Source organism: Candidatus Magnetominusculus xianensis (assembly GCA_001541255.1).
GTDB lineage: Bacteria > Nitrospirota > Thermodesulfovibrionia > Thermodesulfovibrionales > Magnetobacteriaceae > Magnetominusculus > Magnetominusculus xianensis.
In genome coordinates this window covers 16,714-31,014 of the sequence record LNQR01000116.1, presented here as the reverse complement: position 1 = coordinate 31,014, position 14,301 = coordinate 16,714, and the positions used below count along the sequence as shown (strand labels likewise).

Below are 14,301 nucleotides of genomic sequence, written 5' to 3'. Positions count from 1 at the left end.
CGTGGAAAGGCAATTTTACCGCAAGACGGCAACGGGCATAATATTAAACATACGCGTAATCCCACGCTCTTCAAAGACTGAAATCTCAGGTGTGACAAACGATGAGCTAAAGATAAAACTAACCGCCGCACCCGTAGAAGGCGAGGCAAACCGTATGCTGGTAGACATGCTTCACAAACACATAGCAAAGACCCAGGCAGTAAAGATAAAAAAATCAGACATAACAATCCTAAAGGGAGAAGGCTCAAAAAGTAAGCAAGTTGCAATAGACGGCCTTGACGAATTTATTGTGTAACAGGTCAACTGCAATACGCTTCATCCAAGGCTGTAGTCTAAGGCAGCCTCTCATCCACCAGATTCCGATATAGCCCCTTGAGGTATTCCTTGTCTGTGTCATCCAACCGGGCATACATAGCGATGACCGTTTCGGCATTGGCCTTTGTTTCATTACAATAAAAGATGTCCGGTATGCGCATGTCTCCGGTGCGGGACTTATTATCGTAGAAGCAGCCCCCGCCGCAAATATACCTTGCCCAGCAGGTCGAACACCTTGGAAGATTAGTCACTACGCTTCTGTGATAATCGTTTATGCCTTCAACTTTGTAATCAATGATGTTTCCAATCTTTGCATCTTCCTGTCCTGCAAACCGGTGGCAGGGATATATATCACCTGAGACGGATATGCCTGCCAACCCTTTACCAACACCGCACATGAAATAGCGCTTTTCACCTGTGACTAACGGCTCTGGAATTTGTCCAACCTGATGTACATCGGCATTTCTATTCCTGAGCGTTTCTACAAATCCGTCCCACTCCTTTTCTTTGTACTCCATCATACGGCGCGACATATCCTCATCGGCTGCCCTATCTGACGCGTCAAGGTTTCCGCCCGTCAGTATGACAGGCGAGGCCTTTATAACAAAGAATGTCTTAAACTCGGCCTTCTTCATACCGTTTTTTATTTCAACAGGGTCAGTATCACCATATACCGTAGCCCTGGCTGTAGTTTCGGGGAAAACAGCAAGCAGTTTCTGAATATTTGCAATAACGCTGTCATATGAGCCGTTTCCATCTGCAAATGGGCGCTGCCTGTTCTGGATATCGGCAGACCCGTCGAAGCTGACCAGTGTGTTTATCTTCTCTTCCTTCATGAAACTGATTATTTCCTCAGTCAGCAATGATGCATTTGTGGTCATGCCGAAGCTAACTTTTTTGTTTCTTTCGGCAGCCCTGCCTTTAGCGTATTCAACCGTTCTTTTAATCAGAGGGAAATTGAGCAGAGGCTCTCCGCCAAAAAATGAGATATTTACCTTTTCAGCACTCTTTGAATTATCCATCAGCCAGTCAACCGCCATAAAAGCCGTTTCTTCGCTCATCATCCCCTTACCGCCATATTCACCGCCCTCACCATAACAGTACACACATCTCATGTTACATGTCTGAGCAACAAAGAGAGCGATGTTGCTCACACTGAATTCGCTTTTCTTCTCTGTCCTTCCGTTAGTGTCGGCTTTATCTGAAACTCCACAGTCATTCTCAGTCTGAGGATCATCAATGAGGTCGATTTTTCTTAGCTCCTCAACCATCGGTGCAGGCACAAGCTCACCAAAGGAGTACAACACACTGTCAATATTACGTGAAGTTGATGCTGATATCTTATGCGATGTCATCTTCTCTATGTTGAACAGATAAGTATCGCCATTGCGAGTAAATCTATGGAACTCTTTTAGAGAAACGTTGCCGAAGTATCTCCTGCCCTCACAGTCTATCTCGTACATCCCAAACATCGCTCCCCCTAAGAATATGGTCTTGACATATTATGACCCACGTGCGCGTTTATACTACATTACCACGTCACCCCGCGGCTCCAGCAGGACTTTGAGTTGTAGCCTTCTTCGCTGCTGCAGCCTCCGCCTGCGATTTTTGACATATCAGTATCTGATAACTCGCGGGCTTCTGGCTTCGATGGTATTATTATTGTTATATGGTTTGCCGTATTTTCTACCGCTTTTATTGTTACACCTGCCGGAACGTCTATGCCCTGTTCTTTTAGTACTGCCATAGTATCTGACAGTAGTTTTGCTTTAAATGCCTCATCATTCCATGCCTTTTTGATTATTTCCTGCATCTTATTTGCCTTTGTATTCTTTTCTGACATTTGACAATTCCTCCTATACATTATTTATTTATAAGTACCCTCCAGTGATTTGAATGGGTTAGCGACTTGTACCCACAGTTTAACATAGCATCTGCTGCTTGGTCAGTACCTTCATAAAATTTTGTCATAAAATTTTATTAAATTGATGTGGAAAGACAATTTTAGCGCAAAACGGCAACGGGCATAATATTAACCTGCTTTATTGACTTTACCTATATATTTCGATATAATTTATTTATGATTAAGGGAAAAGAACTTACATCTTTGGAGTTGTGTGCCGGTGGTGGTGGTCAGGCAATTGGAATAGAACGTGCTGGCTTTGTACATAAGGGACTTGTAGAGATTGACCATCATTGTTGTAACACTCTTAGGTTAAATCGTCCAAATTGGCAAGTTTTTGAACAAGATATTGAAACATTTGATGGCACACCATTTGAAGGTATTGACCTTCTTGCAGGTGGATTACCTTGTCCACCATTTTCTAAAGCAGGGAAACAGCTTGGCACGTCTGACGAGCGTAATTTATTCCCTGCGGCTATTCGTATGATTGATAAAATCCGCCCGCGCGCCATAATGATTGAAAATGTCAGAGGTATTCTTGATTCAGTCTTTGAGGATTACCGTCTATGTATTTCTGGTCAAATCTCAAAACTCGGATATAAAACCGACTGGAAATTGTTAAATGCCTCAGATTTTGGGGTACCACAACTACGTCTCCGAGTGGTTTTTGTTGCAATTCTTAATCAATATGCAGACTTCTTTGAATGGCCTATGCTTTACAAACAAAGGCCATTATCTGTTGGCGAGACACTCTATGACCTCATGGCCTCAAAATCCTGGCGTGGCGCTTCATTGTGGCGCGATAAAGCGAGTGAGATAGCCCCTACTATCGTTGGCGGTTCAAAAAAGCATGGCGGCCCCGATTTAGGCCCCACACGGGCAAGGAAAGCATGGGCTGCTTTAGGTGTAGATGGGCTTGGCATTGCTGATAACCCACCTGATATTGATTTTGTAGGAATGCCGCGATTAACTTTGCCGATGGTTGCACGAATTCAGGGGTTCCCTGATAATTGGATATTTTCTGGCAAAAAAACACAGGCTTACCGTCAGGTAGGTAATGCCTTCCCCCCACCTGTCGCTTGTGCAGTGGCTGCACAGATTTATAATTGTCTATCGGTTCCACAGGCAATACGGCTGCAAGCGTAATGGCAAAGACAGGCTCTAAAGAAAAAATACGTAAATTTCTTCTTGCTAATATTGGTCGAGTTATTGAATCTCACGAAATATTCGCAGCATCAGGTGGTGCAGGGCAATATGGTCGCCGATTACGAGAATTGCGCGACCAGGAAGGCTGGCCGATTCTTTCACACCATGATAATTCCAACTTAAAACCCGGGCAATATTTGTTACAAGAGAAACCGCCACCCAATGTCGTGTTTTCGCCTATAATTTCCGCTCGTCTGCGTGCGATGGTTCTTGACCGCAATGGTTTTACATGCCAGATGTGTGGTCTTACACCAGGCGATGTTGACCCTTTTACCGGCCGTAAAGCACGTCTTCATATTGGGCATATTGTAGACCGTAGTCATGGTGGGAAGAATGAACTATCTAACCTACGTGCTTTATGTTCTACATGTAATCAAGGCGCAAAAAACATCACAACAGAGAAGCCAAGCCTTATTTGGCTGCTAACACAGGTTAGACGGGCAGGCATAGATGACCAAAAAGCAGTTTACAACTGGCTGCATAATAAAATAAATAGTAGAGATTGACTGACTTCCAAATTCACACTGAGACACTATCGGCCAATTACAGAATCTTGAGGGGCTATTTGAGAGCTTGATATGGATATTTCATAAACGAAGGCGCATGATGGATTATTTTTACACGTTTGTTGAAAAAATCGTCTCAGACATGCTGCGTTTGCCCTGTCACTCCATTCAACATTAATATTATATTTATGTTAGAATAATCAATGTTTTCTCGTACTATGGTTTATGCTGGAGTGATACACGGATGGGGTTGTGCATGAGCGATACGCTTAACAAACCAGCTCAGGCCATTAAGCATCTTACTGAGACGCCGCTGCTTGAGCTTGGTGAGATGGCTGACAATGTTAGACTGGCGCTGCACCCTGAGCGCGTTGTTACGTTCATCGTAGACAGAAATATAAATTACACCAATGTCTGTACGAATAAGTGCAGCTTTTGCGCCTTCCATAAAGATGAAGACGCAGAGGGGGCATATATCATCGATGAGGCAGTCTTGATGGATAAAATCCGTGAGACTATCGCCCTGGGCGGCACGCAGATATTAATCCAGGGAGGGCTTCACCCGGCCCTTGATATTTCATACTACACGGCAATGCTGCGTAAGATAAAAAAGGAATTTTCAATAAACATTCACGGGTTTTCACCGCCTGAGATTTCCTATATGGCAAAAAAGGCCGAACTCACGATAAAAGATACGCTAACAATATTAAAAGACGCGGGGCTGGATTCAATACCGGGAGGCGGGGCAGAGATTCTCTCAGACAGGGTCAGGCAGGTCATCAGCCCGCGAAAGATAAACACAGCGGCATGGCTTGAGGTAATGAAAGAGGCACACATGCTGGGGATGAGGACAACGGCCACAATGATGTTCGGCACGATTGAAACACCGCTGGACATAGCGGCACACCTTGAGGCAATATGGCAGCTGCAGGAAGAGACTGGAGGCTTTACGGCATTTATACCGTGGACGTTTCAGCCCGGAGATACAGCGCTGGGGCGCGGCGCGGCTCATGCAACAGCGGCGGATTATCTGCGCGTGCTGGCAGTGTCGAGGGTTTATCTGGATAACGTCAAAAATATTCAGGCGTCGTGGGTGACGCAGGGGATAAAGACCGCACAGGTGGCGCTGAGATTCGGGGCAAATGACTTCGGCTCAACAATGATAGAAGAAAATGTTGTAAAAGCAGCAGGTGTAGCATTTATGGTATCGAAAAATGATATAATAGGCGCAATTAAATCGTCAGGTTTTAAACCGGCTCAAAGGGACACGTATTACAATGTGCTGAATTATTTCTGAACGTTAGAATTAATACCGAGGTGGAACATGGAAGGACAGCAGTTATACGATGTGGTGATAGTAGGCGGAGGGCCGGCAGGGTTGACCGCAGCTCAGTACGCAGCAAGATTGAACCTAAAGACCGTAGTGCTGGACAAGTCTAAGACCGCCGGGGCGCTTGCCTTCACAAGCAAGATAGAAAACTATCCTGGTATCACAAATCCAATGACCGGCCCGGAGCTGCTTGATATATTCAGGACTCAGGCCATAACATTTGGCGCTGAATTCATAGAGACTCAGGTCATAGGCGTAAACATAGAAAGCGATCCAAAGGAAATATACACGATAGACAAGACCTACTACGGCAAGACGGTAATCGTGGCCACAGGGTCGATGGGCAGAAAGCCTGCAATTGCGGGAGAGAAAGAGCTGCTTGGCAAGGGTGTCAGTTACTGTGCCATCTGTGACGCGGCATTTTACAGAAATAAAAACGTATGCATCTTAGGGGACTCAGAGGAAGCGGTGAAAGAAGCAGACGTCCTGGCGCGCTTCACCGGTAAGGTTACGCTGATAGCCCAGTCCACCAAGCTCAAGATTAGCGACAATCATAGTTTAAGTGAGAAAGTCAATGTACTCCTGAACCATAGGGTTACTGAGATCAGGGGCGCTGAGTGCGTAGAGAGTATAGTTGTGCAGAACAATGAGACAAAGACAGATACAGTAATGCCGATGGACGGCGTATTTGTATATCTGCACGGTAACAGACCGATTGTGGATTATCTGAACTTCTCTGTCGATATAAGCGACGAGGAGTGTGTCATGACCAACAGGATGATGGAGACAAATGTTGATGGGGTGTTTGCAGCGGGAGATGTGTCATGCACAGAGGTCAGGCAGGTCGTGATAGCTGCTGCTAATGGGTGTGTTGCAGCACTGTCGGCGGAGAAATATATAAATCACAGGAAAAAAAGAAAATATGCATGGGGTTAAAGCAAATTCAATAAAATGCAGATAAAGCGATTATGGACTTTAGCAGGTGCTATGGTATTGGCGGTACAGGTTATCGCAGCCGCCGCTGTTGCGGAAGCGGACAATTGGAAGAGGCTTGACGAGGGCTTGTATATGCGCGAATTCGAATCCCCTCAGAAGTCCGACATGGGTAATTCAAAGATAACGGTGCTGAGGATAAGCCCTGCAAATTACGCCTTTAAGCTGCTAACAGTGTCCGAGCTTGGCGGCAAGTCTTTGACCGCGAAGGAATGGGCAAAGAAGTATAACCTTACTGCCGCCACAAATGCTGGCATGTACCAGGCCGACGGCTCTACAAGCGTTGGGTACATGAAGAACTTCAACCACGTAAATAACCCGAAGGTCTCAAAATCATATAAGACAGCGCTGGCGTTTAATCCAGTTGATTCCACAGTCGCCGACGCAGAGATAATAGACTCTGACTGTCAGAATCTTGAAGAACTCAAGGGAAAGTACAATACGATTATCCAGAATATCAGAATGATCAGTTGTACAAATAAGAACGTCTGGGAGCAGAAGCAGACCTCCTGGAGCATAGCAGCAATCGGCAAGGACAAGGGCGGCAACATACTCTTTTTATTTTCCCGCTCGCCGTACACCGTACACGATTTTATAGAGATAATAATGTCGCTTCCTATTTCCATCACCAGTGCCGTGTACCTCGAGGGTGGGCGGCAGGCGTCTCTATACATCACAGCAAGAGACACTGAGATAGAAAAAGTCGGGGGCTACGGCGCTAACTACGATGAGGACAACACGTTTCAAACAGCGTGGCCGATACCGAACGTAATCGGTATTGTAAAAAAACAATCACCAAACACAAAGTGAAAAAAACTAAATGAAAAAACAACTCATAGCCGCAGCACTAGTGGCAGCGTTGACGATGTCCTGCCAGACAAAGTACACCGTGCCAAAGACTAACGAGATACCAGAGTGCAGTATCAATCACTTCGAGAGTAATCCCTATGACAACATGACCGATATAGACCTTAAGTCTGCACACATAGTCGAGCAGCTTGAGATGTATGGCGATATTCCCAGATTCACGAACAAGATAATTGTGACCAGCTTTGTTGAGTTAAGCAATCTCAACAAGACATCGATGTTCGGGCGTCTGATAGCCGAAGAAGTCCTCTCACAACTGCATATCAAGGGCTACAGGGTGACAGACGTAAGGGAGATGAAGTCCATCGTTATGTCAAACAAAGTAGGCGAGCTGTACCTCAGCAGAAACGGCGTGACCGAAAATAATGTGAAAGGTAAAAAAATAGACATTACACCGAAGAGTTTTAACTTCGACTATACAAACTCGCTGATAATAGCCGGTACATATCAGGTAGAGCCATGCGAGGTGTTTGTAAACGTGAGGCTGATAAGTCCTGAACTTGCAGAGGTCATCTCCGTAGCAACTATAAAGATTCCCCTCACGACGATGGTAAAATACCTGTTAAGCAAGGCAAGCGAACTGCAGAATGAACCGATGCCCTCAATAGGACTGCGCCAGAACGAACCTGCGCCTTTAATTAAAGCGCCTGCGCCTGCGCCAAAGAAAAAAGCAAAGAAACTCAAACCAAAGCCAAAAAAACCAGTAAAAAAGGTCACAAATGTTAAGCCGGAAGAACCGGCAGCCCCGGAGTCGGTAAAATCAGAGCCGGTAAAACCGGAGGCGGCAGTTAAGGTAGAAGTGACAAAGCAGCCGACCGAACCAGTGAAACCCAAAGAACCAGCGAAGCCGGAAGCAGTGGCGAAACCAATTGAACCCACAGTGCCGGAGGTAACACCAAAGCCTGGCACACCGGCAAAACACTGATAATGAGATATAGGGAAATATAATGAAAACTAATGAAAACACGATGGGTGTACCCATGGTAACAAAGGCATTGAAGGCAATGGCAGCGGCAACAGCCCTTACGATACTCTGTGGATGTTCAACATATAAGGCCGTAGAGAAAGTGGCAGTAGGCCCGCCCAGCGGCCCGCACACGGGTTATCACGATGGTATGTTTAATGTATATGACGACCTTGACAGTGCGGCCAAAGACATGGCCAACGGCCTTTCCTTCTCTGCAAGGATAGAGACCGACCGGGTCTATTCACCGCAGATATCACCCATATTGATAACAACATTTGTCGATGTAAACGACATCAGACAGACCTCGCCGTTAGGGAGGGCATTTTCTGAGCTGTTGATGACCTATCTTCAACTGAACTATTTCGATGTCATAGAGATGCGTATGGGTAATGTCATAGATATAGATAAAAAGAACGGGGAGTTTGTCTTAACCAGAGATGTCAGAGACCTTGCGGCAAGAGAAAACGCAATGAGCGTACTAGTAGGGACATATACTGTTACAGGGAAGTCGGTAATATTTAACGGGCGTATAATAAACCTGAAGGACTCCACGCTGTATTCGGCCTGGAGTACACGCATGGTGGAGACAAAAGAGTTGAAGAAGCTGTTAAAAAACACCGGCGGGCAAGGACAATTACCTGATTCGGCACCGGTCTTTGAAAGACCGCCTGTTTCTGGTAATGCCAAATAATATGGAGGACATCAGGCTGATCAGCAGGACAATGCTCATAGCGGCAGTGCTGCTTGCCGTAATGTCATGCAGCGTAGCCGTGCCGCCGCAGACCACCGTGTTGTCAACAAAGCATAAGACACTGACACAGTCAGAGTCGGAGGCGCAGCCGTGTCTGAGGGATTTTTACATCAAGCCGGAACACCAATTCCCGTTTGAAAGCCGTGCCGCAGTCTTTCTCTTGAAGTCGTCAATTGATGCTCAGGAAATATCCATATATCTGACTGACCTCATGCACAAGCTGTTGCTGCAAAGGCAGTTGTTTCATATATTAGAGAAAAACGACGAGATATTCAACGACCTCAAGTCGCAGATAAAATACGCCAGAGACAAAAAATATAATTATATTATTGTCGGAGAAATTGAAAAAATAGTCATGGGCGGTGAACTGAGGCAGTCCATGATGTCAATAAAAATGCGAGTAATTGACACGAAAACAGAGGTTACTCTGTTATATTTTGACCACTGCCGCACAGCGCCGCCAAGAAGGGCAATATCGTTCACTGACTTTGACGGGTTGAATTTCCCTGTGAAGTTTTTCGACTTGCAGGCGCCGCTTCCCAAGCAGCTTGGGGCATTGACCGTAGCAGAGATAGTAAACATCCTCGAACGATTCAAGGAATAGTCCTCTGCTACAGCCGTTTATGTCAGGGGCATAAAATGTGGAGCGACTTCGCTGCTTCGATAATGTCAAGCACCAGCAATGCCGCCTCCTTATCAAGCATTATTCCCGTTGAGTTAATATCGTTTAAAAAGGTCTCCCAGTCCTGTATTGTCCAAATCCCATTGTTTGACACGATGAAATCAGCGGCCTTGTCACAAACATGAGACAAAACTTTCTCTATGCTTCCGGCTGAAGGCGGAGTTAATTGGCAGAATTTCTTCAGCGTCTCTACGATTACACCAACGTATGGCTCAACCGTCTTTGAAATAAAAACCCCTTTTTCTTTAAGCGCTATTAAAAACTCAAGCCACTCGTTGTGCCCCCAGCCAGACTTATTCTTCAGGATAAATTGTAACGAGTGAGACAGTACAGTCTTTATATCTATATTGGTCTTATTGTTTGCGTCATGAAATAATTGATAATTGTTTTTACCATTTTCCTTCGCCCGATACATTGCAGCGTCTGCTTTTTTCAGCAGTGTTTCTACATCGCTGCCGTCTTTTGGGAAAAAACTTATTCCTATACTGGCACCTATAGCACAGTACGGGGTTTTAAATTGAAACGGCCTTCCTATCGCTACAATTATCTTTAGGGCAAGCGTCTCTGCATCCTCTGCATTGGCGAGGTTTGTAAGAATAACAATAAACTCATCGCCGCCAAAACGTGCCACTGTGTCCGTGCCGCGTATCTGGTGTTTTAACCTCTTTGCTATCTCTGTTAATACCATATCACCGGTGTCATGCCCCATCCGGTCGTTAATACATTTAAAACCGTCGAGGTCTATCATGAGCAGGGCGACATCCTTATTGTGACGTTTTGCCTGCTTAAGGGCCTGGTCAAGCCGGTCAAAAAACAGCGTGCGGTTGGGAAGTCCTGTAAGAAAATCATAATGTGCCAGACTTTTCAGTTTGGCTTCCATCTTGTGTTTATACAGGGCAATTTCAATGCTGGTCTTCAGCTCTTTGCTGTCAACTGGTTTTATAACATATCCAAACGGTTCGGTTACTTTAGCACGCTCAACCGTCGCCTCATCCGAGTGGGCGGTGAGATAGATGATAGGGATATCAAAACGCATTCTAATCTCATGCGCTGTTTCTATGCCATCCTCTGCCCCTTTTATCTTTATGTCCATAAGGATCAGGTCGGGTCTGTTTCTCTCTGCTTCCCTTATGGCCTCAAATGCCGAAATCGCCACAAAAGTGACTTCATATCCAAGCATCTCAAGGGTATTCTGTATGAACGCGCCGGATATCATCTCGTCTTCTACTATCAAAATTCTGGTTTTATCCATACTGCTCCTTATGGTTTTCAAAGTTGATGGTAAACTTGCTTCCGTACGTCTTGTCCAATTCAATAGTCCCGCCGATTTGCCTCACCAGCAGATTCACTATGTGCAGGCCTAAACTCTTTGTATTTCTGAAGTCCACATCTGCCGGAAATCCAACACCGTTGTCCGAGATTACCATCTCAAAATTGTCACCGCCTTTGTAGTGAATTGAAATGTCGATTTTACCTGTTCTTTTATCAGGGAAGGCATACTTCAGGATATTTGTAAAGAGTTCATTAATAATCAATCCGCATGGTACCGCAATATCCACACCAACGACAACGGGTTCTATATCCAAAGTCATCTCTACACTGCTGCTGTCAACACAGAAAGAGTTAAGCAGTTCTTTTGAAAGATTAACTATGTATTCTTTCAAATCCACCTCGGAAAGTCCCTTTGAACGATAGAGTTTGTCGTGAACCAAAGAGATTGACTTTATCCTGTTCATGGTTTCGGTAAACATGGACTTGTATGTCTCATCTGTTACGTAATTGAGCTGCAACCCGATAAGTCCGGCAACTATTTGCAGGTTATTCTTGACACGGTGATGCACTTCACGCGTGAGCATGTCTTTTTCCCTGATAGACCTTAACAAATAGTTCTCATATTTCTTGTGCTCGGTGATGTCAACAGCGTACACGGCTACGCCGCTGACTTTATTGTTTTCATTGAAAACAGGATACATATTACTATAAAAGTAAGTTTCACCGCGTATGTCCTCAAAGTGAACAGGGCTGCCGGTGCTTATAACGCCATCAAAGTATTTCTTACGTGATTCTAAAACATCCGGAGTGAGAAGGTCTACCATCTTTGCTCCAACTATATCGCTGCTCTCTTTTTTGAAACGCCTTGCAAAGGTATCGTTAACAGTGATAAAGATACCATCTGTCCCGATGAGAGCAACGCTCTCAGTAATAGAGTTCATAAGCGCCCGCATGTTCGCCTCAGAGGTGTGATATGCCTCTTCAATCGCTTTTTTCATCGTAATGTCACGCATCGTTCCAATTAGTGCAACAGGCTTACCAGTTGTATCATTGACCAGATTGACTATCAGCCATGCCGTATAAAGTGTGCCGTCTTTCTTTTTGCATAAAATCTCCCCATTCCAGAATCCTTCCTTTTTGACAGATGCTATTATGACATCTCTCCCAAATGCCGGATCATTTGCTAAATTAGCAACATCCATACCGACGCTCTCCTCAAGGGAATAGCCGGTCATTGCGATGGCAGCCTTATTAGCGTAGAGTATCTTCCCTGACATATCTACAATATGCACATCGTCCATAGAGTCTTCTATCGCCCGTGATAATAACCGCAGGTCATTCTCTATCTGCTTGCGGACAGTTATATCGCGGAATATTTCCAGTTTAGAAATGCTGCCGTCCTGATTTATTAAAGGTGTGTCAATTATGTCGTAGGTTTTGCCGGTATTAGTCATAGTAAATTCCCAGCGCACAGTCACTCCCTGATATACCTCAGGATTTCTGCACCAGGGGCAGGGCTCCATACGTCCATGAAAATACGAATAGCACTTCATATCATTGCATGAACCGAACTCCCTGATAACTACAGGATTCGCGTATTCTATTGTATATTCTTGATTTACTATATATATCCCGTCCTGCATGGAGTCCAGTATATTTTGTAATTTTCTTTTTTCATAATTAAGCAACTCTTCCATTAATTTAAGTCTCGTGATGTCGCTTCCGTAGAGGTTTACATAGTCACTGTCCGGCATAGGCGCTATAGTGAATTGAAACACCCGGTCGTTAACCGGTATTTCAATGATTCTCATCTGCCCGGAATCTAACACCGCGGCAATCTCATCAGCCCACATCTTACCGGCATACAAATTATCACCGTCTTTTTGAAACCCTAAATAATCAATCAACGGTTTACTTGATTTATTCACATATGTAACGTTAAGCCCCCTGCTGACACGCATCACAGGGAAGGGATTTTCACCCGGGAATCTTGCCACGATTTCTGTCTCTGCCTCAGATTTTCTTTGCTTATAGTCAATTTTATTTAAAGTCAGAGCTGTATGCAAAACGATGATGACAATCACAACCGTAATAATAACAGTGTGAAATGCCATCGTATAGGGTATGTCATAAAAACCAGCTCTCAGGCCTGAGATAATTATTACGTCCGTTATAACCGGAGTTAGAGTAACGACAGCAAGGATACGGCGTGCCATTATACTGCCAAGTCCATCCTGTATAAAAAAAATCATTATCCCTTCTTCAGGACGCGCAAAAACCACCCCGATGGATAACAACGTAAACGCCAATGACGTGTGTATCGCCATAACCGTAAAGGAGGACTGCTGGTACAGTAATGTAATATTATAGAGATAACCCATAAAACATATCATTGAAATTATACCCCATACAATAGCTATAATTTGTGACAGACGGTATCCCTTCCGAGTCTCAACGTCTGTCAGAAGCAAGGCAGTTCCTGCCAGAACGAAGTTTACTGCCGTAAGTGGTGACATCCTGCCCGCGTGCGGCGTCATAAGTACATTGGGTATGTCTCTAAACAATGCCTGGTCAATCCCTAAATCAATATTAAAAAGATATTCAACCAAGGTAAGCGACCCTATTAAAGCAGCTATTGAGGCGCATGTCTTAGAAAAAAACCGCGTCCGTCGATTAACCCTTTTGGTCTGTAAAAGCCACAACGATACACCTGTTAAGACAAACATGAGCGCAGCATTTGCCTTCATAGCAATCGGGTTTAAATAGAGTATCTCCAAATCTCTTATATTAAACAGCCATGCGGCAAGGACAAAAACACCAAGTGCAAAGACAAGAGCGGCGGCAATGCCCGAAATGGTTTTAAACAAAGCTATCGTGGGCTCCGAGATAACGGGGATGTTTGGGAACGCCTCTTGCTTGTCTATAGTCATTGTAAAAATTCCTGACCCTCTGTTCATAGCGAGTGTCAAAACAATTCCCCTAAAGATGTCCAGCAGATGTAAGAACTACTGCTGCCTTTCTACCTTGCGCCAACGTGCAAAGTGAACAGACTTGCCACACTTGCTATAGTACTATTAGAACATGTTATTTAAAATAAAATCAAGCCAAATACCGGCAGGGCAGCAAATGCGCAGTGATAAAATGGCTGTATGAATTTCAGCAAACCTGACTTCGCCAGCTGCTAAGTAAAACTGCATTTAAAAACAAAATCATCTCGAAAGGTTTTCGTAAGTTTCAAGAATTCCTCACTTTGCCCTTTCAATAAATTCTCATCTACCATTAATTGTGCTATTTTTGCCCATTTGCCTGTAGCACAAGTGTCATCTTCCTCATCATTTTCGATGGTGACTTTCAATCTGATGCCCTCCGGTAATTCAACTTGAGGCTCTATAGTACCATGTGAAACTATTGCTCTAAATATTATTGCAACCATTTTCATCACTGATACTTAGTCATGATAGATAGCTTATTTTAAAGGCATCGCTTATTCTTGAATTTTATAAAATATA

General features: G+C 44.5%; 14 protein-coding genes. 9 read left to right on the top strand and 5 right to left on the bottom strand.

The annotated features are described in order from the left end of the window. The first annotated feature begins 1 nt into the window (after window position 1). Entirely contained in the window at window positions 2-295 is a 294-nt protein-coding gene (locus ASN18_RS14345) for a DUF167 domain-containing protein (RefSeq protein WP_157073018.1), read from the top strand. 37 nt (window positions 296-332) lie between these two features. Here the strand turns inward: ASN18_RS14345 and ASN18_RS14340 are convergent, their stop codons facing one another. Next, window positions 333-1,787, bottom strand: a complete 1,455-nt coding sequence (locus ASN18_RS14340) for a radical SAM/SPASM domain-containing protein (protein ID WP_085053469.1) — start codon at window positions 1,785-1,787, stop codon at window positions 333-335. 59 nt (window positions 1,788-1,846) lie between these two features. Continuing rightward, entirely contained in the window at window positions 1,847-2,158 is a 312-nt protein-coding gene (locus ASN18_RS14335; RefSeq protein ID WP_085053468.1) for an NHLP leader peptide family RiPP precursor, read from the bottom strand. 237 nt (window positions 2,159-2,395) lie between these two features. Between ASN18_RS14335 and ASN18_RS14330 the strand changes: the two genes are divergently transcribed. The 8 genes from ASN18_RS14330 (at window position 2,396) to ASN18_RS14295 (ending at window position 9,442) form a co-directional block, all read left to right on the top strand. After that, on the top strand, window positions 2,396-3,364 hold the full coding sequence (locus tag ASN18_RS14330; RefSeq protein ID WP_085053467.1) for a DNA cytosine methyltransferase: 969 nt from the start codon (window positions 2,396-2,398) through the stop codon (window positions 3,362-3,364). Continuing rightward, window positions 3,364-3,930 (top strand): HNH endonuclease, encoded by a 567-nt coding sequence (locus ASN18_RS14325; protein ID WP_085053466.1) that lies wholly within the window; start codon window positions 3,364-3,366, stop codon window positions 3,928-3,930. Before ASN18_RS14330 ends, ASN18_RS14325 begins: the two co-directional genes overlap by 1 nt. A 256-nt stretch (window positions 3,931-4,186) precedes the next feature. Next, window positions 4,187-5,227 carry a cyclic dehypoxanthinyl futalosine synthase gene (mqnC, locus tag ASN18_RS14320; protein WP_236861783.1) on the top strand — a complete coding sequence of 347 codons (1,041 nt, stop codon included), beginning with the start codon at window positions 4,187-4,189 and terminating at the stop codon, window positions 5,225-5,227. A gap of 27 nt (window positions 5,228-5,254) precedes the next feature. Continuing rightward, a complete protein-coding gene (locus ASN18_RS14315; RefSeq protein ID WP_085053464.1) occupies window positions 5,255-6,196 on the top strand; it encodes an NAD(P)/FAD-dependent oxidoreductase in 942 nt (313 codons plus the stop codon). 51 nt (window positions 6,197-6,247) lie between these two features. Beyond that, window positions 6,248-7,063, top strand: coding sequence for a phosphodiester glycosidase family protein (locus ASN18_RS14310; protein WP_236861782.1), 816 nt, complete (start codon window positions 6,248-6,250; stop codon window positions 7,061-7,063). 10 nt (window positions 7,064-7,073) lie between these two features. Next, window positions 7,074-8,045, top strand: coding sequence for a FlgO family outer membrane protein (locus ASN18_RS14305; RefSeq protein ID WP_157073017.1), 972 nt, complete (start codon window positions 7,074-7,076; stop codon window positions 8,043-8,045). A gap of 22 nt (window positions 8,046-8,067) precedes the next feature. After that, window positions 8,068-8,778 carry a FlgO family outer membrane protein gene (locus ASN18_RS14300; protein WP_085053461.1) on the top strand — a complete coding sequence of 237 codons (711 nt, stop codon included), beginning with the start codon at window positions 8,068-8,070 and terminating at the stop codon, window positions 8,776-8,778. Further along, complete coding sequence (locus ASN18_RS14295; RefSeq protein WP_236861781.1) at window positions 8,768-9,442, top strand: hypothetical protein; 675 nt, start codon at window positions 8,768-8,770, stop codon at window positions 9,440-9,442. Before ASN18_RS14300 ends, ASN18_RS14295 begins: the two co-directional genes overlap by 11 nt. A gap of 22 nt (window positions 9,443-9,464) precedes the next feature. Here the strand turns inward: ASN18_RS14295 and ASN18_RS14290 are convergent, their stop codons facing one another. The 3 genes from ASN18_RS14290 to ASN18_RS14280 all read right to left on the bottom strand — a co-directional run bounded on the left by ASN18_RS14290 (window position 9,465) and on the right by ASN18_RS14280 (window position 14,225). Then, window positions 9,465-10,772, bottom strand: coding sequence for a diguanylate cyclase domain-containing protein (locus ASN18_RS14290; protein ID WP_085053459.1), 1,308 nt, complete (start codon window positions 10,770-10,772; stop codon window positions 9,465-9,467). Beyond that, window positions 10,765-13,722 (bottom strand): PAS domain-containing sensor histidine kinase, encoded by a 2,958-nt coding sequence (locus ASN18_RS14285; RefSeq protein WP_236861780.1) that lies wholly within the window; start codon window positions 13,720-13,722, stop codon window positions 10,765-10,767. Before ASN18_RS14285 ends, ASN18_RS14290 begins: the two co-directional genes overlap by 8 nt. 251 nt (window positions 13,723-13,973) lie before the next feature. After that, window positions 13,974-14,225 carry a cupredoxin domain-containing protein gene (locus ASN18_RS14280; protein WP_085053457.1) on the bottom strand — a complete coding sequence of 84 codons (252 nt, stop codon included), beginning with the start codon at window positions 14,223-14,225 and terminating at the stop codon, window positions 13,974-13,976. Between the last annotated feature and the right edge of the window lie 76 nt (window positions 14,226-14,301).

Coding starts and splice junctions, on each gene's coding strand:
- ASN18_RS14340 (WP_085053469.1), bottom strand. CDS start 1,787: ATGTTTGGGATGTACGAGATAGACTGTGAGGGCAGGAGATACTTCGGC.
- ASN18_RS14335 (WP_085053468.1), bottom strand. CDS start 2,158: ATGTCAGAAAAGAATACAAAGGCAAATAAGATGCAGGAAATAATCAAA.
- ASN18_RS14330 (WP_085053467.1), top strand. CDS start 2,396: ATGATTAAGGGAAAAGAACTTACATCTTTGGAGTTGTGTGCCGGTGGT.
- ASN18_RS14325 (WP_085053466.1), top strand. CDS start 3,364: ATGGCAAAGACAGGCTCTAAAGAAAAAATACGTAAATTTCTTCTTGCT.
- mqnC (WP_236861783.1), top strand. CDS start 4,187: ATGAGCGATACGCTTAACAAACCAGCTCAGGCCATTAAGCATCTTACT.
- ASN18_RS14315 (WP_085053464.1), top strand. CDS start 5,255: ATGGAAGGACAGCAGTTATACGATGTGGTGATAGTAGGCGGAGGGCCG.
- ASN18_RS14310 (WP_236861782.1), top strand. CDS start 6,248: ATGGTATTGGCGGTACAGGTTATCGCAGCCGCCGCTGTTGCGGAAGCG.
- ASN18_RS14305 (WP_157073017.1), top strand. CDS start 7,074: ATGAAAAAACAACTCATAGCCGCAGCACTAGTGGCAGCGTTGACGATG.
- ASN18_RS14300 (WP_085053461.1), top strand. CDS start 8,068: ATGAAAACTAATGAAAACACGATGGGTGTACCCATGGTAACAAAGGCA.
- ASN18_RS14295 (WP_236861781.1), top strand. CDS start 8,768: ATGCCAAATAATATGGAGGACATCAGGCTGATCAGCAGGACAATGCTC.
- ASN18_RS14290 (WP_085053459.1), bottom strand. CDS start 10,772: ATGGATAAAACCAGAATTTTGATAGTAGAAGACGAGATGATATCCGGC.
- ASN18_RS14285 (WP_236861780.1), bottom strand. CDS start 13,722: ATGACTATAGACAAGCAAGAGGCGTTCCCAAACATCCCCGTTATCTCG.
- ASN18_RS14280 (WP_085053457.1), bottom strand. CDS start 14,225: ATGGTTGCAATAATATTTAGAGCAATAGTTTCACATGGTACTATAGAG.